19 protein-coding genes are annotated in these 20,203 nt (G+C 68.8%); 10 read left to right on the top strand and 9 right to left on the bottom strand.

What is annotated here, in order from left to right:
• Positions 1-5 precede the first annotated feature (5 nt).
• Positions 6-1,016, top strand: a complete 1,011-nt coding sequence (locus tag AB4851_RS08140) for a sterol desaturase family protein (protein ID WP_414446751.1) — start codon at positions 6-8, stop codon at positions 1,014-1,016.
• Between the two features lie 88 nt (positions 1,017-1,104).
• Here the strand turns inward: AB4851_RS08140 and AB4851_RS08135 are convergent, their stop codons facing one another.
• From AB4851_RS08135 to AB4851_RS08115, 5 genes are all read right to left on the bottom strand, one after another.
• The gene (locus tag AB4851_RS08135; RefSeq protein WP_414446750.1) at positions 1,105-2,559 is read right to left on the bottom strand and encodes a nicotinate phosphoribosyltransferase; all 1,455 of its coding nucleotides are present in this window, start codon (positions 2,557-2,559) and stop codon (positions 1,105-1,107) included.
• Between the two features lie 94 nt (positions 2,560-2,653).
• A complete protein-coding gene (locus AB4851_RS08130) occupies positions 2,654-3,694 on the bottom strand; it encodes a bifunctional nicotinamide-nucleotide adenylyltransferase/Nudix hydroxylase (protein WP_414446749.1) in 1,041 nt (346 codons plus the stop codon).
• A 147-nt stretch (positions 3,695-3,841) separates the two neighbouring features.
• Entirely contained in the window at positions 3,842-4,837 is a 996-nt protein-coding gene (egtD, locus tag AB4851_RS08125; RefSeq protein ID WP_414446748.1) for an L-histidine N(alpha)-methyltransferase, read from the bottom strand.
• Complete coding sequence (gene egtB / locus AB4851_RS08120) at positions 4,821-6,086, bottom strand: ergothioneine biosynthesis protein EgtB (protein WP_414446747.1); 1,266 nt, start codon at positions 6,084-6,086, stop codon at positions 4,821-4,823. The genes egtD and egtB overlap by 17 nt, the downstream gene beginning before the upstream one ends.
• Before the next feature lie 146 nt (positions 6,087-6,232).
• The gene (locus AB4851_RS08115) at positions 6,233-6,616 is read right to left on the bottom strand and encodes a DUF427 domain-containing protein (RefSeq protein ID WP_414446746.1); all 384 of its coding nucleotides are present in this window, start codon (positions 6,614-6,616) and stop codon (positions 6,233-6,235) included.
• A 469-nt stretch (positions 6,617-7,085) separates the two neighbouring features.
• On the opposite strand from AB4851_RS08115, the gene alr reads away from it, so the two are divergent.
• The 3 genes from alr (at position 7,086) to AB4851_RS08100 (ending at position 9,240) form a co-directional block, all read left to right on the top strand.
• On the top strand, positions 7,086-8,216 hold the full coding sequence (gene alr, locus AB4851_RS08110) for an alanine racemase (protein ID WP_414446745.1): 1,131 nt from the start codon (positions 7,086-7,088) through the stop codon (positions 8,214-8,216).
• A gap of 449 nt (positions 8,217-8,665) precedes the next feature.
• Positions 8,666-9,022, top strand: coding sequence for a hypothetical protein (locus AB4851_RS08105; protein ID WP_414446744.1), 357 nt, complete (start codon positions 8,666-8,668; stop codon positions 9,020-9,022).
• On the top strand, positions 9,022-9,240 hold the full coding sequence (locus AB4851_RS08100) for a hypothetical protein (protein WP_414440008.1): 219 nt from the start codon (positions 9,022-9,024) through the stop codon (positions 9,238-9,240). Before AB4851_RS08105 ends, AB4851_RS08100 begins: the two co-directional genes overlap by 1 nt.
• Before the next feature lie 135 nt (positions 9,241-9,375).
• Here AB4851_RS08100 and AB4851_RS08095 read toward each other — a convergent pair whose 3' ends face one another.
• From AB4851_RS08095 to AB4851_RS08085, 3 genes are all read right to left on the bottom strand, one after another.
• Positions 9,376-10,581 (bottom strand): porin, encoded by a 1,206-nt coding sequence (locus AB4851_RS08095; protein ID WP_414446743.1) that lies wholly within the window; start codon positions 10,579-10,581, stop codon positions 9,376-9,378.
• A gap of 627 nt (positions 10,582-11,208) precedes the next feature.
• The gene (locus tag AB4851_RS08090) at positions 11,209-12,870 is read right to left on the bottom strand and encodes a rhodanese-related sulfurtransferase (protein WP_414446742.1); all 1,662 of its coding nucleotides are present in this window, start codon (positions 12,868-12,870) and stop codon (positions 11,209-11,211) included.
• Between the two features lie 41 nt (positions 12,871-12,911).
• Positions 12,912-13,517 carry a cysteine dioxygenase gene (locus AB4851_RS08085; protein ID WP_414446741.1) on the bottom strand — a complete coding sequence of 202 codons (606 nt, stop codon included), beginning with the start codon at positions 13,515-13,517 and terminating at the stop codon, positions 12,912-12,914.
• A 62-nt stretch (positions 13,518-13,579) separates the two neighbouring features.
• Here AB4851_RS08085 and AB4851_RS08080 point away from each other — a divergent pair, with 62 nt between their 5' ends.
• Entirely contained in the window at positions 13,580-14,491 is a 912-nt protein-coding gene (locus AB4851_RS08080; RefSeq protein ID WP_414446740.1) for a LysR substrate-binding domain-containing protein, read from the top strand.
• 44 nt (positions 14,492-14,535) lie between these two features.
• Here the strand turns inward: AB4851_RS08080 and AB4851_RS08075 are convergent, their stop codons facing one another.
• On the bottom strand, positions 14,536-14,742 hold the full coding sequence (locus AB4851_RS08075) for a hypothetical protein (RefSeq protein ID WP_414446739.1): 207 nt from the start codon (positions 14,740-14,742) through the stop codon (positions 14,536-14,538).
• Between the two features lie 265 nt (positions 14,743-15,007).
• Here AB4851_RS08075 and AB4851_RS08070 point away from each other — a divergent pair, with 265 nt between their 5' ends.
• The 5 genes from AB4851_RS08070 (at position 15,008) to AB4851_RS08050 (ending at position 20,178) form a co-directional block, all read left to right on the top strand.
• The gene (locus AB4851_RS08070; protein ID WP_414440014.1) at positions 15,008-16,093 is read left to right on the top strand and encodes an LLM class flavin-dependent oxidoreductase; all 1,086 of its coding nucleotides are present in this window, start codon (positions 15,008-15,010) and stop codon (positions 16,091-16,093) included.
• Positions 16,094-16,212: 119 nt separating this feature from the next.
• A complete protein-coding gene (locus AB4851_RS08065) occupies positions 16,213-17,052 on the top strand; it encodes a class II aldolase/adducin family protein (protein WP_414446738.1) in 840 nt (279 codons plus the stop codon).
• A gap of 132 nt (positions 17,053-17,184) precedes the next feature.
• Positions 17,185-18,261 carry an ABC transporter substrate-binding protein gene (locus AB4851_RS08060; RefSeq protein ID WP_414446737.1) on the top strand — a complete coding sequence of 359 codons (1,077 nt, stop codon included), beginning with the start codon at positions 17,185-17,187 and terminating at the stop codon, positions 18,259-18,261.
• A 4-nt stretch (positions 18,262-18,265) separates the two neighbouring features.
• The gene (locus AB4851_RS08055) at positions 18,266-19,351 is read left to right on the top strand and encodes an ABC transporter permease (RefSeq protein WP_414446736.1); all 1,086 of its coding nucleotides are present in this window, start codon (positions 18,266-18,268) and stop codon (positions 19,349-19,351) included.
• Positions 19,345-20,178 carry an ABC transporter ATP-binding protein gene (locus AB4851_RS08050; RefSeq protein ID WP_414446735.1) on the top strand — a complete coding sequence of 278 codons (834 nt, stop codon included), beginning with the start codon at positions 19,345-19,347 and terminating at the stop codon, positions 20,176-20,178. The genes AB4851_RS08055 and AB4851_RS08050 overlap by 7 nt, the downstream gene beginning before the upstream one ends.
• Positions 20,179-20,203 lie beyond the last annotated feature (25 nt).

Genomic DNA, 20,203 nt, shown 5'->3' with positions numbered 1-20,203 from the left:
CCGTCATGCTCGATACGCTGCTGGCTTCGGCCGACAACCTGATCGGCGCCGTGCAAACCGGCGTGTTCGTCGATCTGGTGCAGCCGCTGCTGTTCCATGTGCATCTGATGGACTACGACGAGGACATCTACGATGCGCTGTACTGGGTGATCGTGGCCGTGTGCGAGATCGCGCTGACCTGGGCGGTGCTGCGCCCGCTCGAAGCCTGGCGGCCGCTCGAACGCTGGCCCGACCGCCGGCCGGTGCGCGCCGACATCTGGTACACCTGGATCGCCAAGCTCGGCGTGGTGAACGGGCTGTTCTTCGTCTATCTGCAACCGCTGTTCAATCACGCCGAAACCTGGATGCAGGTGCACCGCGTCTGGAACGTCAACCTCGACGAGTTCTGGCCCGGCGTGTCCGATCAGCCGCTCGTGTCGTTCGCGATCTACGTGGTCGCGCTCGATTTCGCCGGCTACTGGTATCACCGCTGGCAGCATCGCTTCGGCGTGTGGTGGGAGCTGCATGCCGTGCATCACAGCCAGCAGCGCATGTCGTTCTGGAACGACGATCGCAATCACTTCGTCGACGTGGTCGTGCAGGGCGCGTTCTTCGCACTGCTGGCGCTGCTGATCGGCGTGCAGCCGGGGCAATACGTGGTGCTGGTGGCGGTCAGCAATACCTTGCAGAGCATTCAACACGTCAATGCGCGAATCGCCTACGGGCCGCTGCTGGAGCGTTTGATCGTCAGCCCGGCGTTTCATCGCCGTCATCATGCGGTCGAATACGGCCACACCGGCGTGGCCTATGGCTGCAATTTCGGCGTGCTGTTCCCGTGGTGGGACATGCTGTTTCGCACGGCCGACTGGACCCGCAAGCTCGAACCGACCGGGATCTCGGATCAGCTCGCGAGCACGGCCGGGCCGGGGCGCGACTATGGCATGGGCGTGTGGGCGCAGAACGGGCTGGCGCTGGTGAGGATCGCGGCGCGCGTGCGTCTTGCGTGCCGCCGTGCGTTCATGGCGCGTTCGGCCTGAGGCGGCGCTCGTCTCGCAGCACGCTGCGACACGATAAAAAACGCCGGACGCATCGCTGCGCCGGCGTTTTTTCACGCTTGTCGATAGATCAGGCCGCTGCCGCCGCCAGCGTTTCCCCCGCATGCGCGCGAGCACGCACCTCGGCCAGCGTCGTTTCCTCAAGCAGCCGCCCCGTATCGAACACGGTGTGCAGCGCATCCTCCCATTCGCCTTCGACGGTGCAGTCGCTCCACTGCGCCGGCAGCGCGACGGTGCGATAGTCGCCCGTCGCGCGGTGACGCTGCAGCGTCAGCCGCCCCTGCTTCGAGCGCTTGCCCGGATCGGTGACCGGGTCCTTGCCGACCGGCTGCCACGTCTCGCCGCGCCGGATCGCCGAGCACTTCATCGCGAAGCGCTGCGTGTCGCGATCGACCTGCTGCAACAGCGCGCCGCCCATGCCGAACACCACGTTGCCGGCCGAATAACCAGCCGCGTCGAGCGCCGCCAGGATCGCCTCGATCGAGGCCTCGTTGACGCCGTCGCCCTGAATCACGCGCACATGGTTCAGCACGCGGCGGCCCTTGCCGTTGACCGTCGAGCCGAACGACGCGTCGAGCGCGCGCACGGTGCGCAGCACGATGGTTTGCGGATCGCCCGAATCGGGCCGCACCACCAGCGTCGCGCCCGAATCGATCACGGCCTGCCGCAACGGGCCGCCCCACAGGTCGAGCGCGGCGAACAGATCGTAGGAGTCCGACACGACCGAGACGAGGCCGCCGGGCTTGCCGCAACGCGCCAGCACGCTGCGATACGCGTCGGCCTCGCCGTCGCGGCCCCACGCGGTGATGGTGCTGTGCTCGGCGGCCGGCACCGAATAGGCGGCCATCGGCTCGCGGTAGCAGCGGTTCGCGGCCAGCACGCCGAGCACCGTGTCCGAACCCATGAAGCTGACCAGGTGCGCCGCGCCGCCGATCGCGGCCGATTCCGCGCTCGACACGCCGCGCGAGCCGAAATCGTGCAGCTTGAACGGCAGTTGCGAGAGATCGTCGTCGCTGCGCTCCAGATAGCCGCGAATCGTCTGCCGCAGGTGCCAGCTGCGCGTGGCCACCGTGACCGGGTACCAGATCCGCAGCAAAATCGTTTCGACATACGAAGCCAGCCAGAACAGCTCGGGATCGTCGCACTCGACCGTCATCAGCACGTTGCCAACCGGCACCACCGAGCCTTCCGGCACCGCGCGGATGCGCAGCGGCAGGTAGCCGTCGTAGCGCTCCACCACGCGCCGCCAGCCGGCCTCGTTGAACGGCTCGCCGTGCAGCGCGAAGAACTCGCGCGCCTCGTCGATCATCGCGTGCGTGACGGGCCGGCTCAGGTGCGTCTCGAGCAGCATCTGCAGCCCGAAGAACAGCGTGCGCGCATAGCGGCCGCCGCGCGATTCGATGTAGGAAAACATCGCCGTGGCGTCGGGCGGATATTGCAGGAAGTGGGAAGCCTTGTAGGAATCCGTATCGAGAATCGGATTGGCGAGAATCGCGGCGAGGCCGCCGGCGTCTGCGGTTTGCATGGTCAGAGCTCCTCTGGACCGGGGGAAGCCGCCGGGTCTGTCCCGGCGGACCAAACGCGCCCGGCTCGCGCCGGGCGGGGGATGCGGAGAAACGTTACAGCTTGCCGAGGAAGTGATATGCGATGTCGAAGTGATCCTCGAACATGCGGTCGCGCATCGTCTCGAACTCGTTGAGCGGCACCCAGCGCGCCTTGTCGGCGTCGTCGCTGCCCTTCACGCGCGGCAGGTCGCCGGTCGGGAAGTGGAACAGCGACGCGTGCGTGATGGTGCGCCCGCGCAGCGAGCGCGTGGGATGGTCGAACACCTGGCGATCCTTCAGCGAACCGCGCAGCACCGGCTCGGGCAGCTTGAGGCCGGTTTCCTCGCGCAGCTCGCGGATGCAGGCCGCGTCGAGCCGTTCGTCCTGTTCGACGAAGCCGCCCGGCAGCGCCCACAGCCCCTGCCCCGGCGCGCTGCGGCGGCGCACCAGCAGGATGTGGCCGGAGTGCACCACCACCGCATCGACGGTCACGAACGTGACCGCATACGGCGCGGCCGCCCACTTCCTGCGATACGCGGCGATGAATTCGGCTTCGGATTTGAGCTGCGCGAACTCGGGACGCGTGTGGAACGCCTCCAGCCACGCGAACACCGGCGCGGGCACGGCCCACGACACGAAGCTGTTCGGCCGCTCGGCGAAATACTGCTCGCGAATTTCGGTGGCCGAAATATCCTCGCTCGGCTCGACCTCGACGAACGGCCATTGCGGGAACATGCGCAGGTAGTACGACGAGGCATCTTTCTCGTGGCCGATCAGGCCGATGTTCGCCTGCGCCGCATCGCCGCCGAGCGCGCCGGCCACCGACTGCTGAACCCAGCGCACCCAATCGGTGTCGTTGTAGGTGGAATCCTGCACCGGCACGATCTTCACGCGGGCGCGCTCGCCGTCGTCGAGCAGCGATTCGAGCATCTGGCGGCGCTCGTCGAACGAGAACGGATCCTTGATGGTGCGCGGGCGGTCGGTCGAGCCGATCAGCACGCAAACGCGCGGCGCCTGCGCCAAGGCGGCTTTCAGGACATCGAGGTGACCACGGTGGGGCGGCTGGAAACGGCCGATGAAAACGAGCGCATCGAAGCGCCTGGACTGCGTGCTCATGAGGCTCCCTCAAGAGTGTGAAGTGCTCCGGGTCTATCCCGGAAACTGGCTGCCATCGTAATTCGATCGCACACCGAACGTCAATTCGAATTTCCCGGCGCGCCCGACGCAGGCCGGGCGCGCTTCGTTACTTCGGATCTCGAACCGTTACTTCGCCGGGCTGGCCAGCCAGTGCAGGCTGAACAGGCCGGCCGGATCGGTCCACACCGCGCCCGGCACGAAGCCCGCGCGCTCGGCCATCGCGCGGAAGCCGTCCACCGTGAACTTGCGCGAATTCTCGGTATGGATCGTCTCGCCCTCGACGAACTCGAACGCGCGGCCGTTCACATGCACCGTCTGATCGCGGCGGCTGACCAGATGCATCTCGATGCGTTGCAGGTGCGTGTCGTAGAACGCGCGGTGCGCCCAGTCGGCGAGTTCGAAATCGGCGCCCAGTTCGGCGTTCGCGCGCGCCAACAGGTTCAGGTTGAACGCCGCCGTCACGCCGGCCGCATCGTTGTAGGCGCGGTTCAGGATTTCGGTGTCCTTCACCAGATCGACGCCGATCAGCAGCCCGCCGCCCGCCAGCAGCGAGGCCGTGCGGCGCAGGAACGTATCGGCCTCGTCGTTCGAGAAATTGCCGATCGTCGAGCCGAAGAAGATGCCCACGCGCCGGTCCGGCACGCGCGCCAGTTCCTGCATCGATTCGGCCTGCAGATAATCGGCCGCGACCGGCTCCACCGCGAGCTCGGGGTAATGGCGGCGCAGCGCGAGCGCCGCGTCGCGCAGGTAGGCGGCGGAGATGTCCACCGGCACGTAGCTCGCGGGCGGCTCGCCGGCCAGGCACGCATCGAGCACGAAGCGGATCTTCGACAGCGAGCCGGCGCCGAACTCGATCAGGTTCGCATCGGCGCCGATCGCCGCCGCGATGTCGGCCGCGTGCCGTTCGAGGATCGCGTGCTCGGTGCGCGTGGGGTAGTACTCGGGCAGCTCGCAGATCCGGTCGAACAGCGCGGAGCCGGCGGCATCGTAGAAATATTTGGGCGAGATGCTGCGCGGCCGGGTGGCCAGCGCATCGATCAGATCGCGCCCGAACGGGTTGGAGGTGCGGGTGCGGGGGGCCGCTCCCGGATTCGCGCGGAACAGGTCAGAGGTCTCGTACAAGGCGCACTCCTGTGAATTGCCAGCGCGCGGCCGGCGGGAAGAAATTGCGGTAGGTCGGGCGCGCGTGGCCGCGCGGCGTGGCGATGCTGCTGCCGCGCAGCACCTGCTGGCCGACCATGAACTTGCCGTTGTATTCGGACGCGATGCCGGGCAGCGGGCGGAAGCCCGGATACGGGTCGTAGGACGAGCGCGTCCACTGCCACACGTGGCCGAGCATCTGCGCGATGCCGGGCAGGCCGAACGCGGCCTCCCATTCGAATTCGGTCGGCAGGCGCGCGCCGGCCCATTCGGCATAGGCCGCCGCCTCGAAGAAGCTCAGGTGCGCGACCGGCGCATCGGGGTCGAGCGGCTGCGTGCCGTCGAGGCCGAAGCCGAGCCAGCCGGCCAGCGGATCGCCGCCCGCCTGCACGCCGTCCTCGCTGCCCGGCTGCGCCTGCCAGTAAGCGGGCGCACACCAGCCCTCGCGCTGCACCGCGGCCCAGCCGTCGGACAGCCACAGCGCGGACGTGCGATACCCGCCATCGGCCATGAACGCCGCGTAGTCGCGATTCGTGACGAGCCGGTCGGCGATCTCGAACGGCCGCACCAGCGCCTGATGGCGCGGGCCTTCATTGTCGAACGCGAAGCCGTTGCCGTCGTGGCCGATCTCGACGATGCCGCCCGGATGCGCGAGCCAGCGCGCGTCGGCGGGCAGCTCGGGCGCGCCCGTGAGACGCGGCGCGCCGCCGTCGTCGCGATAGGCCGGCCGCAGCGGGTTGACCGAGAACGCATGCAGGATGTCGGTCAGCAACAGCTCCTGATGCTGCTGCTCGTGATTGAGCCCGAGCACGATCTCGGGCGCGATCTCGACCAGCAGCGGCAGGTCCGCGCCGCGCACCAGTTCGAGCAGATGCGCATCGACATGGCGGCGGTAGGCGTGCACCTCGTCGAGCGTGGGGCGCGACAGCATCCCGCGCTGCGGCCGCGCATGACGCGGCCCGAGCGCTTCGTAGTACGAGTTGAACAGGAAGGCATAGCGCGCATCGAACGGCGTATAGCCCGGCAGGCGGCGTTCGAGAATCACGGTCTCGAAGAACCAGGTGGTGTGCGCGAGGTGCCATTTGGTCGGGCTGGCGTCGGGCATCGATTGCAGCACCTGATCCTCGGCGCTCAGTGGCGCGGCCAGCGCAACGCTGGCGCGACGGACTTCGCTGAGGTCCTGCTCCAGCGTCGACGCGAGCGTTTGCGCCGTCAGTTCGTTCTTGGTCATCGTGGCGTTCCGGAGAGGGAGAAGTGCCCGGTCGCGCGGGCGAGCGGGCGGGTCGGTCAGGCGGAGGACGCGCGGTCCGTCGGCGCGCCGGTGCACGTCAGTTCGTGCAAGCGGCGGCAACGGTTACGCAATCGTTGAAAAACGGCTCAAGGCGCGATCTCGATCGCGTCGACGCGCTCGGGGTAGAACGCGAAGTGGCCGGAAATGGGGGCCACCGCGTCATAAGGCGCTTCGTACGACCAGATCGCGTTTTCGCCGCGCGGGCCGAGGCCGACGATCGAGTAATACGTGGCTTCGCCCTTGTACGGGCAGTAGCTGGTGTGCGTGCTGCGCACCACCCGCGTGATGTCCACGTCGGCGCGCGGCACGTATTGCACGGGTGGATAGTTCGCCTCGCGCAGCGTCAGCGCGCCGTGCGAATCGGCAAGCGGCGCGCCGCCGGCCAGCACGCGCACCTGCGCGCCGGTGGGCGAAACGGTAATCGGATGATCGGGGCCGGGAACCCGGACGGGGCGGTCTGACGAGGACATGGGTCGCTCCTTCAGGGGCATCGCAATGGGATTAATCTCACACTTTACGTCGATTCCGTGAACGTCGTGTGAGGCTGCCGCGGACGCGCCATGGTAGCGATGGATGGCCCATCCGCACCGACGCCGATCCGGCTGCTTCAACGAACTCATTCATGAATCCGCTCGCGAGCCAGCATGCCGCGCGGCGGCCTGCTTGCCCATCGGTCGAGCAACCGATGCCACGCGCTCGATCCGTCCGGAAAATCTCGCAGTTTCCGTTCCTGCCACGGCGCCGGAGAAGGCCGTGCCAAGCCCGCCAAACCGGCGCTCTTTACCAAAAAATCCACAAATACATTAAATAAAACTGCCTCAAAGCCAATAAGATGGCGCTCGTCACTGCCAATTCAACGTTACGCGCGATCCAGCGCCGGTCGAAGCCCGATCGAGGCCGCCGCGCCGCGCGTTCAAGCCGAATCCGCCCGAGAACACCATGCCCCGTCCGATCCTGGCCCAGATCCGCCCCGCCGCCGTCCGTCACAACCTCGAAGTCATCCGCCAGCGCGCCGGCGCGGCCCGCGTGTGGGCCGTGGTGAAGGCCAACGCGTACGGCCACGGCATCGAACGCATCTACCCGGCGCTGGCCAGTGCGGACGGCATCGCCCTGCTCGATCTCGACGAGGCCGTGCGCGTGCGCGAACTGGGCTGGACCAAGCCGGTGCTGCTGCTCGAAGGCGTGTTCGACGCGGCCGACGTGGCCACCGCCGATCGCTACCGTTTGACCGTCTCCGTGCATGGCGACGAACAGCTCGCGCTGCTCGAAGCGGCGCGCCCGTCGCAGCCGATCGACATCCAGTTGAAGATGAATTCCGGCATGAACCGGCTGGGCTTCCGGCCCGAGGCCTACCGCGCGGCCTGGGCGCGCGCGGCGGCCGCGCCGTCGATCGGCCGGATCGCGTTGATGATGCATTTCGCCAATGCCGACGAAGGCCAGGCCGACTGGCAGATGCAGGTGTTCGACGCCGCCACCGAGGGCCTGCCCGGCGAGCGCTCGCTGTCGAATTCCGCCGCGGTGCTCTGGCATCCGGCCGCGCATCGCGACTGGGTGCGCCCCGGCACGATCCTGTACGGCGCGTCGCCCACCGGCATCGCGCGCGACATCGCCGATACCGGCTTGCAGCCGGCCATGTCGTTGAGCAGCAAGCTGATCGGCGTGCAGACCCTCGCGGCCGACGAAACCGTCGGCTACGGCCGCCGCTTCGCCGCCCCGCAAACCATGCGCATCGGCGTGGTGGCCTGCGGTTACGCGGATGGCTACCCGCGCCACGCGCCGACCGGCACGCCGATCGCCGTCGACGGCGTGCGCACGCGCGTGGTGGGCCGCGTGTCGATGGACATGCTGACCGTCGATCTCACGCCCTGCCCCGACGCCAAGGTCGGCTCGCATGTCGAGCTGTGGGGGCAGCAAGTGCACGTGGACGAAGTGGCGGAAGCGTCCGGCACGATCGGCTACGAGCTGATGTGCGCGATCGCGCAGCGCGTGCCGGTGGTGGTCGAGCCGATGGCCGATGCGGTGGCGCACGACGACGCGCAGCCGCTGCGCACCGGCAGCTACGGGCGCTGAGGTTCGGTTGAATGCGCGGCTGAATTCCGATTGAATTCCGGCTGCATGCTTGGCGCAATCCCCGTTGCGCCGCTGCGCATCATTGCCCCGTCGGCCCTATCACGGGCCGGCCGCATTGTCCCCCGGCGTCGCGCGCACACGACGGTCTTGCGGCCTGCGCCTCACGGCTCATCGGGCATCGGGAGAACACCCGCCGCGCCCCGCGCCCGCCGAACCCGCGCCCCGTCTGGGCCGGCAGCCAGCCGTCGGTTCTTCGATCGCCACGCCTTCCGAAATACTGTATATTCATCCAGTCTTTCGGCGCCCGGCCCGCGGTAAAAATCGCCTGTTCGTCCGTACGTCCGTGAGACAATCACGCGCTGGCCGACACCCGCCGCGCGAGGTCACCGCGCAGCGCGCGGGCCAGCCCGGAATCGGGCCTTGCCCATTCCGGCGAACACGGAGAACACATGAAACTGGTTGGATGCGGGTTGCTGTTGCTGGCGGTTGCGTCGCCGGCATTCGCAGGCGACCGCTATGTCGAAATCTGGAACCCGCCCGAATCGCGCGGCGGCGCCCATCGCGATACGCAGGCAGGCCTGCCGAAAGCGACGAAGCACAAGCGCGTCGCGCCGCGCCTGGTGGATGCCGGCGTGCGCCCGCCCGCGCTCGACACCGCGAAGGCCGCCACGAAGCCGCGCGTCGGCGAAGCCGTGGCGCCGCATGCCGCGCCGGGCACCCCCGAAATTCCCCGCCTGTTCACGCCGGACGGCAACGTGCTGCGCGTCGGCGCGCCGGGCGGCGTGCGCGCCCAGGTGCTGCGCTGATGGAAGCCGAAAGCTACCAGGGCTATCAGATCTGGGGGCACGCCATCCTCCAGCAGGAAGAAATCATGCAGCCCGACCGCTACGCGGCCAGCGGCACCATCACGCGCAACAACCGCCTCGTCGAAGCATCGAGCGTGCTCGGCGTGTTCGATACCGAAGACGAAGCGCGCCACGCCGGCCTCGATTGGGCTCGCGCCTGGGTCGACAGCCACGGCTGAACGCCCACTGCATCGCCCCGCGCCCAAAGCGGCGCACGTTCCCGCCTCCCCAATGCAGAACGGGCAGCCCCGCCAACGCGGATGCTGCCCGTTTCGTCATGTGCGCGACGCCAGGCGCCGCGCACCGGCGGATGCTTAGAAGCGGTGGATGATACCCACGCCCAAACCGACCATGTTCTTGTTGGTGGCCGGCGTGGAATTGAAGCCGTCGCCGATCGATGCCGTGGCGGCAATCACGCGGCCGTTCAACACCGTGTTGCCCGACGCGTGCTGGTAAGCCTCGACCGCGTACAGGCCCGTGCGCTTCGACAGGCTGTAGTACTGCGATGCCGTGACCTGGTGGTAACGCGCCGCGCTGGCGACGCCGTTGGCGAGCGTGGCGGCCGTGTAGCTGTAGCCCACCGCCAGATCCCACACGGCAACCGGCCTGAAATGCAGCACGGCGCCGGCCGTGTTGAAGATCGCCGTGTTGCGGAACGTCGAGTTCGAGCCCGGGATGTACTGCACGTTCGAGTAGGACACCGATACGTCCCACTGCTGCGTGAACTGGTAGCCCGCCGTGACAGCCACGCGCTGCTGCGCCTGCGCCGTGATGTAGCCGTTGTTGATCGCCGAGACGGCTGCCTGCGCGCCGCCGTTCGAGGTGGTGGAGTTCGCGCTCCATGCGCCGCCGCCCGACGCCGCGTTGTTCACGCGCTGGAATGCCGCCGCCACGCCGAGCGGGCCGTTCATGTACTGCACGCCCGCGCTCCAGGTCGAGCCGGCGTTGACGCTGCCCGGCTGGCCGCCGAACGAATACGAACCGCCGAACGTGAAGCCGTAGAACTTCGGCGACATGTAGACGAGCGAGTTGTTCGCGCGGTAGCTGGTGTCGAGCGAATCGATATCGCCCGGGTGCGCGCCGAAATAGCCGGTCAGCCAGGTGGTCGGGCTATACGGCGACAGCAGCGTGTAGTAGGCCGTGTACTGACGGCCGGCCGTCAACGTACCGTACTTCGAATCCGACAGGCCGACGAAGGCCTGACGCGTGAAGATGCCGCCCGAGAATTGCGACGTGCCGTTCGCCGTGTTCACGCCCGCTTCCAACGTGAAGACCGCCTTCGTGCCGCCGCCCAGATCTTCCGCACCCTTCAAGCCGAAGCGGCTGCCTGCCCAGACGCCCGTGGACATCTTCACCGACGAATGGCCGCCCGAGGTCTGACCCAGCGCACCGCTGCTGTTCTGGTAAGCCAGGCCGTTATCGACGATCCCGTACAGCGTGACGCTGCTCTGCGCTTGCGCGGCCGTAGCCAGCACTGCAAGACCGATGGCCGTCATGGCAACCGCTACATTCTTTTTCATTGCTTCTCCATCCTCAAGATTCTTTGGTCTTTTCCCACGGCATGGGCGAGTTCCATGCGGGAGCCATTCTGACCGAGAAGCTGACGATTCAATAACAATCAAATGTACGTCGTAGGCTGTTTGCAACGAGGGAATTCACTAAACGGTTAGCGCTAAGGCGCGCTGCACAAAGCGTTTTTTATTTGAAAGGGCCAGCCTCGAAACCTTTCCCGGCATAAACCCTGATTTACTTTTGGCTTGCTATCGGCCGTAACCCAATTGTCATATTGTGTCGGAGATGCTGCGATGCAATATCCATTGGGATTACGCAAACGCTTAATTTTCAGTACAGGTCGAAAGCGCCAGACATTACATAGCCTTTTCAAAACTCCTCAGATGGAACGGAATTCGTAAGACAGCAATGTCGTCATCAGGCGACGGGCGCACGAGGCATCGCCCGGCAGCGCGTCAGACGCGTGCCGGGACGATCGGATGGCGTGAAAAGGTACGCCGGGCAAGCCGGAGGTCGAGACGCAAAGCTTGGAACATGCCGCACGGGCAGGCGCGTCATCGGGAACAGCGACAAGCAGGTCATGCCTGCTTGTGGGCCTGGAACGCGGGCGGTCGCTCGAAAGCGCCGCCCGTTGCTCAGATCACGTTGAAATGATGCGTGCCGTCGCGGCCCAGTTGCTCGACCAGGCCGAACTCCCAATCGAGATAGGCCTGCATCGCGGCCGCCGCGCTCTGGGTGCCTTCGTACGGGCGGCGGTAGCGGTCGGTGCGCGGCGTGGCCAGCCGCGTCTCGCCGGTTTCGAGCGGCAGGCCCGCGTCGATCCAGGCCAGCGTGCCGCCGTCGAGTCGATACACGCCCACATCGGCGGGCAGCAGCGCGCGCAGGTCGGCCGCCGCGAACGCCGCCAGTTGGCCGGTGCCGCAGGTCACCACGTAGCGGCGCGCGGCGGGAATCGCGGCCAGCGCCTCGCGCAACTGCGCGCGGATCGCGAACCACGCGCCCGGCACGTGACGCTTCACGTAGTTCGCGCTGGCCGTCACGTCGAGCACGGCCACCTCGGCATCCGCATCGGCGCCGGCTTCGGCGCGCCAGGCGGCCAGCGTGGCCGGCGCGATACGCTCGACCGGCACGGCCTCGGGCGCGGCTGCGCGCCAGGCGCCGGTGGCCGAGCGTTCGCTGGCGGCCACCGGCTCCACCACGCGCACGTCCCAGCCCATCTGCGCAAGCCACGATGCGCTCATGTCGGCGCGCACGCCGTCGTCGTCGGCCAGCACGATGCGCGCGCCGCGCACCGACGCGTGATGATCGGTTTCCTGCACGAGCTGGCCGCCCGGCGCGTTCGCGAAGCCGGGCAGGTGCCCCGCCGCGTATTCCTCGGGCGTGCGCACGTCGAGCCGGTACACGGTGCGGCGGCCATCCTCCGCAAGCGCGTCCACCTCGGCGGCCGCGATGCGCGTCACGCCGGCCTTCGCGGCCACCTCGCGCGCGTTGCGGCGGGCCGCCTCGCGGTTCGCTTCGGACACCTCGTCGGGAAAGCGCCGGGCCGCGCCATGGTCGAGCGTCTGCCCGGCCAGCAGCCAGCCGATCGTGCCGTTGCGCAGCGCCGCCACCGGGTTCGGCAGCCCCGCGTTGACCAGCGATTGCGTGCCGATGATGCTGCGCGTGCGGCCCGCGCAATTGACGATCACGCGCGTGGCCGGGTCCGGCGCGAGTTCGCGCACGCGCAGCACCAGTTCGGCGCCGGGCACGCTGGTGGCGGTCGGGATGCTCATGGTCTGGTATTCGTCGAAACGGCGCGCATCGACGATCACCACGTCGGCCTGCGTGTCGATCAGCGCCTGCACTTCCTGCGCCGACAGCGACGGCGTGTGCCGCTTCGCTTCCACGTATTCGCCGAACGATTTGCTCGGCACGTTCACGTCGATGAACAGTTCGCCGCCCGCCGCGCGCCACGCGTCGAGGCCGCCTTCGAGCAGATGCACATGCGTGTAGCCGAGCGCGGCCAGCACGCGCGCCGCACGCGGCGCGAGATCCACACCGCCCGCCTCGCCGTACAGCACCACGCGCGTGTCGCGGCGCGGAATGCGCGTCCAGGCCTCGAGTTCGAGCTTCGACAGCGGCAGGTTGGCGGCCCACAGCGGGTGGCCTTGCGCGTAGGGATCTTCCTCGCGCAGATCGACGAACGCGAGTTCGTCACGCGCGAGCAGCGCGGCGCGCACCTCGGCGACGGTCAACACGGGAAACGCGGCGGCGGCGGAATCGGCAAGCGCGAAGGAAGGCACGACGGAATCGGACATGGTGACTGGGAATCGATGAAGAAGAAAAAGTGATGCCGCGCTCAGGCCGCGGCGGGCAACGTATAGCCTGACACGAAGCGCTTGCGCGTGCCGTCCTCGCGATACACGGCGCGTTCGACCGCGCCGATGTCGGCGCCGTACACATGGATGCTGATCGAGACGCGATCGTCGTACACGTTGCTGACGCGATGGATGTCGCCCAGCGTCGGCGACACCGCCTCGACCTGCCCCGGCGAGAGCCGCACCGGCTCGCCGTGCGGCGCGGGTGCACCGTCGGCGGCCAATGCATAGGGCTGCGAATATTCCGCACCCCTCAGCATGCCGATCAGCCCCCACACGGTGTGATCGTGGATCGGCGTGGTCTGCCCCGGCCCCCACACGAAGCTGACCACCGAGAAGCGCCCGGCCGGATCGCGATGCAGCAGGAACTGCTGGTAGCGCTCGGGATCGGGCTGCGCGAACGCCTCGGGCAGCCAGTCGTCGCGCGCCACCAGGTCGGCCAGCAGCGCGCCGCCGGCCTGCACCACGCGCGCCTCGTCGGGACGCGTGTCAAGCAGCCGCGAGAACGCGGCGACGAATTCGGCCAGCGGCGGCGCGGCGTGCTGCGCCTGCTCCGCGGCGGTTTGATGCAAGGAAAACGCACTCATCGGGGACCTCTTGGAATATGATTCATGCTCATAACCCTGAACACATTGCATGCAAAAATAACATGAAAATCGGCGATATCGATGCTTTCGCGGCGGTGGTGCGCTGCCAGTCGCTGAGTCACGCGGCGCACGAACTCGGCATCACCCAGCCGGCCATCACGCGGCGCGTGCAGAACCTCGAGGAAGCGCTCGGCGTCGAGCTGCTCGACCGCAACACCAAGCCGCCGCGGCCGACCGACCTGGGCCGCCGCGTGCACGACCAGTGCCGCGCGGTGCTGCGCGAAGTGGATGCGCTGCGCGAGATGGTGCGCGCCACCCAGCCGCCGGCCGGCACGTTCCGGCTGGGCCTCACCCACGGCATCGGCGAGCTGCTGCTGCCGGGGCTGGTGGCGATGCTGCGTGCGCGCTGGCCGTCGCTCGCGCCGCGCGTCGAAACCGGCTGGGCCGGCCCGCTGCTCGACCGGCTCGCGCTCGGCGAACTCGACGCCGCGCTGGTGTTCGCGGCACGCGACACGGCGCTGCCGCCGCGCGTCACGGCCGAACGGCTGTGCGCCACGCGGCTGGTGGTGGTGGCCGCACGCGGCGCGTGCCCGAAACGCTGCCGGCTTGCCGATCTGCATGCGCGCGGCTGGATCCTGAACCCCGATGGCTGCGGCTTTCGCGCGAGCCTCAAGCGTGCGCTCGATGCGCAGCGCCTGCCGGTCAACATCGCGCTCGACGCGTTCAGCCGCGACGTGCAACTGCAAGCCGTGGTGGACGGTTTCGGGCTCGGCCTCGTGCCGCTGCCGCTGCTCGATACCAGCCCGCTGCGCGACGCGCTGGAAGTCGTCAACGTCAGCGATTTCCGGCCGTCGATCGATCTGTGGCTCGCGCAGCGCGAGGGCGTCGAGCGGCTGGCCGCGCCGGCGCAGGCCGTGGCCGGTGCGGCGCGCGAACGCTTCGCGGCGCTCGGCGTGGAGGATGCGGCGGCCTGATGCCGTCCGATGCCTGCCGATACCGATACGCCGCTGCATCTGCCTCAACCCCGCTTTCCCTTCATCCTTCCCACCGGCTCGCGCGGCGCGATGTACGCGAGCGCGAAGCGGCTGCATTCGGCCAGCGCCAGCGTCGCCACATCACCCCGATCCGACGAACCAACGCGATCGGCACGATCGATGAAACCATCCAACGCGCCAGCGCAAACGGGCCGGACGCGCACGCGCCCGGCCGCGAAAGGCTCGGTCAATCAACTCGCCATCAGCTCGCCGTTCCTGATCACGCGTGCGTCCGCGAGCCATTCTCCAGCAACCAATCGACCCACAGCCTAAGCCCCCCGCACGCCCGCGCAAACCATGCAAATTTGATATTCATTGCGCAAATAATTATTTACGTCTTGCATGATCCCGACGCTAATCTGGCCGCCATGTTCCGGCTGGGGCCGCCGTTCGCGCCGCCGCCGGCCTCGTCATCCCGCCCGCACCCCACCGGGCCGTCCGCATCGGAGCACCGCGATGAGCGTCGAATTCATCGGCATGATCACCAGCCAGAAGCAATCCGAGATCCACCCGCCGTCGGGCAACGCGGTCGATCGCGACTACGTGCGCGCCTTCGCGCAGGCCCACGAGCAGGCCGGCTTCGACCGGATCCTGGTGCCGCATCATTCGACCGGCCCGTCGGCCACGCTGACGGTGTCGTACGCGGCGGCCGTGACCGAGCGCGTGAACTTCATGCTCGCGCACCGCCCCGGCTTCACCGCGCCGACGCTGGCCGCGCGCCAGATCGCCACGCTCGATCAGTTCAGCGGCGGCCGGCTCGGCGTGCACTTCATCTCGGGCGGCTCGGACAGCGAGCAGCAGCGCGACGGCGATTTCCTCGAACACGACGAACGCTACGCACGCACCGACGAATACCTGGGCATCCTGCGCCGCATCTGGACGGAAGACCGCCCGTTCGATCACGACGGCAAGTTCTATCAGTTCCGCCAGGGCTTCTCGGAAGTGAAGCCGGCGCAGAAGCCGCACGTGCCGATCTATTTCGGCGGCGCGTCGCCTGCGGCGCTGGAGGTGGCGGCCAAGCATGCGGACGTCTACGCGCTGTGGGGCGAATCGCTCGACCAGGTGCGCGACCTGACCGGCCGCGTGCGCGCCGCCGCGGCCGCGCAAGGCCGCTCGGTGCGCTTCTCGGTGTCGTTCCGGCCGATCCTGGCCGCCACCGAGGACGCCGCCTGGGCGCGCGCAAGCCGCATCCTCGACGAAACGCGCCGGCTGCGCGAGGCCGCCGGCCTCGGCGTGGGCGGCCCGCAGCAGAGCGAAGGCGCGCGGCGCCTGCTGGCCGCCGCCGAACGCGGCCCGCGCGTCGACAAGCGGCTCTGGACCGAGATCGCGCAACTGAGCGGCGGCCGCTCGAACTCGACCGCGCTGGTCGGCACGCCCGAACAGGTGGCCGATGCGCTGGCCGACTACTACGACATCGGCGTCACGACCTTCCTGATTCGCGGCTTCGACCCGCTCGACGACGCCATCGATTACGGCCGCGAGCTGCTGCCGCGCACGCGCGCGCTGATCGCCGAACGCCAGCAACGCCGCGCCGCGGCCTGAGCCCGGCCCCGCTTCGAACGCACGCGCCCCCAAGCCCGACGCCCGTAGTCAAACCCTCGCAACGCCGGCTGCCGCCGCGCTTTCCCGCGCGCGGCGGCGGCCCCACACGAAGACCGACCATGTCCACCGTCCTGCCCCTGCAGTCCCGCACGCCCTCCGGCCTCGCGCTCAAAGCGCAGCCGCAGCAGAAATTCTGGTTCGATCCGCCCGCGCAGCGCGTGGGCGTGGCCGCCGAACGCCGCCACCGCCAGGAACGGCTGGCCGGCGCATTCCGCCTGTTCGCGCGCTTCGGTTTCGCGCAGGGGCTGGCCGGGCACATCACTGCGCGCGACCCCGAGCTGCACGACCACTTCTGGGTCAATCCGCTCGGCGTGCATTTCTCGCGCATCAAGGTGTCCGACCTGCTGCTCGTCAACGGCCGCGGCGAAACGGTGATCGGCGATCGTCCGCTCAACAAGGCGGCGTTCGCGATCCATGCGGCGATCCACGAGGCGCATCCCGAACTGGTGGCCGCCGCGCACACGCACTCGACCTACGGCAAGGCGTGGTCCACGCTCGGCCGCCCGCTCGAACCGCTGACGCAGGACGCCTGCGTGTTCTACGAGGATCACGCGCTGTTCGACGACTTCACCGGCATGGTGGTCGACACCAGCGAGGGCGACCGCATCGCGCAGGCGCTCGTGAAGCCGGATGGCGGCGTGCACAAGGGCGTGATCCTGAAGAACCACGGCATCCTGACCGGCGGCCCGACCGTCGAGGCCGCCGCCTGGTGGTACATCGCGCTCGACAACGTCGCGCACACCGCGCTGCTGGCCGAGGCGGCCGGCACGCCCAAGCCGATCGACGCCGACACCGCGCGCCACACCCACGGCCAGATCGGCAAGCCCGACGGCGCGCTGCAATCGTTCGAGAGCCTGTACGCGGGCCTCGTCGAAGCCGAACCGGAACTGCTCGACTGACGCTCGCGCGCGGCCCCGCCCGCGCGCCTCGTTCACGTCGTTCGCATCACATTCACATACCGGGCCGGCAACGTATCGGCCCGTCACACGCGCTCCTTTCGCTACCGCTCGCTACGTTAAGGAATCCGTCATATGTCCGCTTCGCTCGATCACGACTCGCAACCGGCCGCCGCCGTTCAGGACGGTGCGCCCGCCGCGCCGCCTGCACCGGCCCGCCCGGACCGCCGCCGCGCGCTGCGCACCGCCGGCGCCGCCGCGCTGGCCGGCGCATCGCTCGCGCTCGGCCGCAACGCGTGGTCCGCGCCGCCGCTGCACAAACTGAAGTTCGCCTGGAACCAGGGCGCGTTCTGCCTGACGCCGATCGTCATCGCGCAGGAGCGCGGCATCTTCGAGAAGAACGGCCTGTCGGTCGAACTGGTCAACTACAGCGGCTCGACCGATCAGTTGCTCGAATCGATCGCCACCGGCAAGGCCGATGCGGCGGTGGGCATGATCCACCGCTGGCTGAAGCCGCTCGAATCGGGCTTCGACGTGAAGATCATCGGCAGCTCGCACGGCGGCTGCGTGCGCATGCTCGGCGCGAACCACGCCGGCGTGACCTCGCTCGCGGCGCTCAAGGGCAAGACCATCGGCGTGAGCGACCTGGCCTCGCCGGGCAAGAACTTCTTCTCGATCCTGCTGGCCAAGCACGGCATCGACGCCGAGCGCGACGTGAGCTGGCGTCAGTATCCGGCCGACCTGCTCAGCGTGGCCGTGGACAAGGGCGAGATCCACGCGATCGCCGACGGCGACCCGAACCTCTACCTGCTCGAAAAGCGCGAGCCGGGCAAGTACACGCAACTGGCGAGCAACCTCTCGGACGAATACGGCCACAAGGTCTGCTGCGTGATCGGCGCGCGCGGCGAACTGGTGCGCAACGACCGGCCGGCCGCCGCCGCGCTGGCGCGCTCGATCGTCGAGGCCACCGACTACACGCGCGAGAACCCGAACGAATCGGCCAAGCTGTTCGCGAAGTACACGCCGAAGGTCAGCCCGGACGACCTGCGCAAGCTCTATTCGACGCTGACCTATGAACACCATCCGACCAACGTCGATCTGCAGCAGGAAATCGCGTTCTATACCGACGATTTCCGCCGCATCGGCGTGATCAAGAAGACCACCGACCCGCAGCGCTTCGCGCAGGCGGTGTACGCGAACGTGCTGGGGTAACGCCATGGCCACGCCCGATTCCGCCGCCCTCGACACGCGCCGCCGCCCGGCGGAGCGCGTGCCGTCTCCTTCGCCTTCCGCCTCGGCCGCCTGCTCGGCGTGCGCCGCACCGGCTTCGGCCGCCTCGCGCATCTGGGGCGCGGGCCTCGTTGCCGCGCTCGCCTGGGCCGGCTTCGGTGCGATCGCCCGGCTCTGGCCGAACCGCATCGTGGGCTTCGCCGACTGGGCCTACACCGAGCAGATCGGCACGGCGGGCTGGGCGATCGCCGTGTTGATCGCACTGCTCGCGCTGGGCGGCCCGTTCGTCGCGCCGGGCCGCGCGGTGCTGGCGCGGCTGCGCCCGGCCGGCCCGTGGCTCGCCGCGATCGCGCTGGGCCTGGCCGCCTGGGAAATCGCCACGGCCAAGACCGGCTGGCTGCCGACGCCGTTCTTCGCGCCGCCGCAGGCGCTGATCGAGGTCTACCTGGAAGATTGGCCGCGGCTCGGCGGCAGCGTGCTCAATTCGCTGAAGCTGCTGGCCGTGGGCGTGGGGGCCGGCGCGACGGTGGGCTTCGTGGTGGGCGTGGCGGTGGGCTGGTCGCGCGCGATCGGCTACTGGGTGCATCCGGTGCTGCGCGTGGTCGGCCCGCTGCCGGCCACCGCGCTGCTGCCGCTGGCGTTCTACTTCTTCCCGTCGAGCTGGTCGGCGGCCGTGTTCCTGATCGCGCTGGCTACCGGTTTTCCGGTGGCGGTGCTCACGTGGTCGGGCGTGGCGAGCGTCGGGAAGGCCTATTACGACGTGGCCCGCACGCTCGGCGCGAACGCGCGCTTCCTGGTGCTGCGCGTGGCGATTCCGGCCGCGCTGCCGCAGGTGTTCGTCGGCCTGTTCATGGGCCTGGGCGCATCGTTCACGGTGCTGGTGGTGGCCGAGATGATGGGCGTGAAATCGGGCCTCGGCTGGTATCTGAGCTGGGCGCAGGGCTGGGCCTCGTACACCAACATGTATGCGGCGCTGATCGTCATGGCGCTGCTGTTCTCCGGCCTCATCACGCTGCTGTTCGTGCTGCGCGACCGCGCGCTGGCCTGGCAGAAAGGAACCGTCAAATGGTGATCGCCACCGCAGGCACGGCCGCACCGCGTGCCGCCGCCGCTGCTGCCGCTGCTCCATCGCCCGCGCCCGCTGCCGGCGCGCGCATCGATATCCGCCGCGCGAGCCATTGGTTCGACACGCCGAAAGGCCCGCTGCAGGTGCTCGACAACGTCTCGCTGTCGGTTGCGCCCGGCGAATTCGTCGCGCTGCTCGGCCCGAGCGGCTGCGGGAAATCCACGCTGCTGCGGCTGGTGGCCGGGCTGGAGCCGGCCTCGCAAGGCAGCATCCATCAGGATGGCGAAGCGATCGATCGGCCGGACCCGTCGCGCATCGTGGTGTTTCAGGACCCGACGCTGTACCCGTGGCGGCGCGTGCGCGCCAATGTCGCGCTCGGCCTCGATGCGCGCGGCGTGCCGAAGCGCGAACGGCATCGCGTGGACGAGGCGCTGGCGCGCGTCGGCCTCGACGATTTCGCCGATGCGTTCCCGCATCAGCTTTCGGGCGGCATGGCGCAGCGCGTCGCGCTGGCCCGCGCGCTGGTCAACGATCCGCGCCTGCTGATCCTCGACGAGCCGCTCGGCAAGCTCGATTCGCTGACGCGCCTCTCGATGCAGAGCGAACTGGTGGCGCTGTGGCAGCGCGCGCGTTTCTCGGCGCTGCTGGTCACGCACGATGTGGAGGAAGCGCTGTTTCTCGCGCAGCGCGTGGTGGTGTTCGGCCCGCGCCCGGCCAGCATCGTGGCCGAACTCGCGGTCGACCTGCCCTACCCGCGCCATCGCGGCGATCCGCGCCTCGCGGAATTGCGCCGCACCGCGCTTGCCCACCTCGGCCTCGATGCGAGCTGGTAGCGCACGGAGCCGCGAGGGCGCATCG

The sequence above is a fragment of the Burkholderia sp. 22PA0099 genome (assembly GCF_047497165.1).
In the GTDB taxonomy this organism is placed as follows: Bacteria; Pseudomonadota; Gammaproteobacteria; order Burkholderiales; family Burkholderiaceae; genus Burkholderia.
The sequence above is the reverse complement of the archived record's forward strand: the minus strand, read 5'-3'. Positions and strand labels throughout refer to the sequence as shown.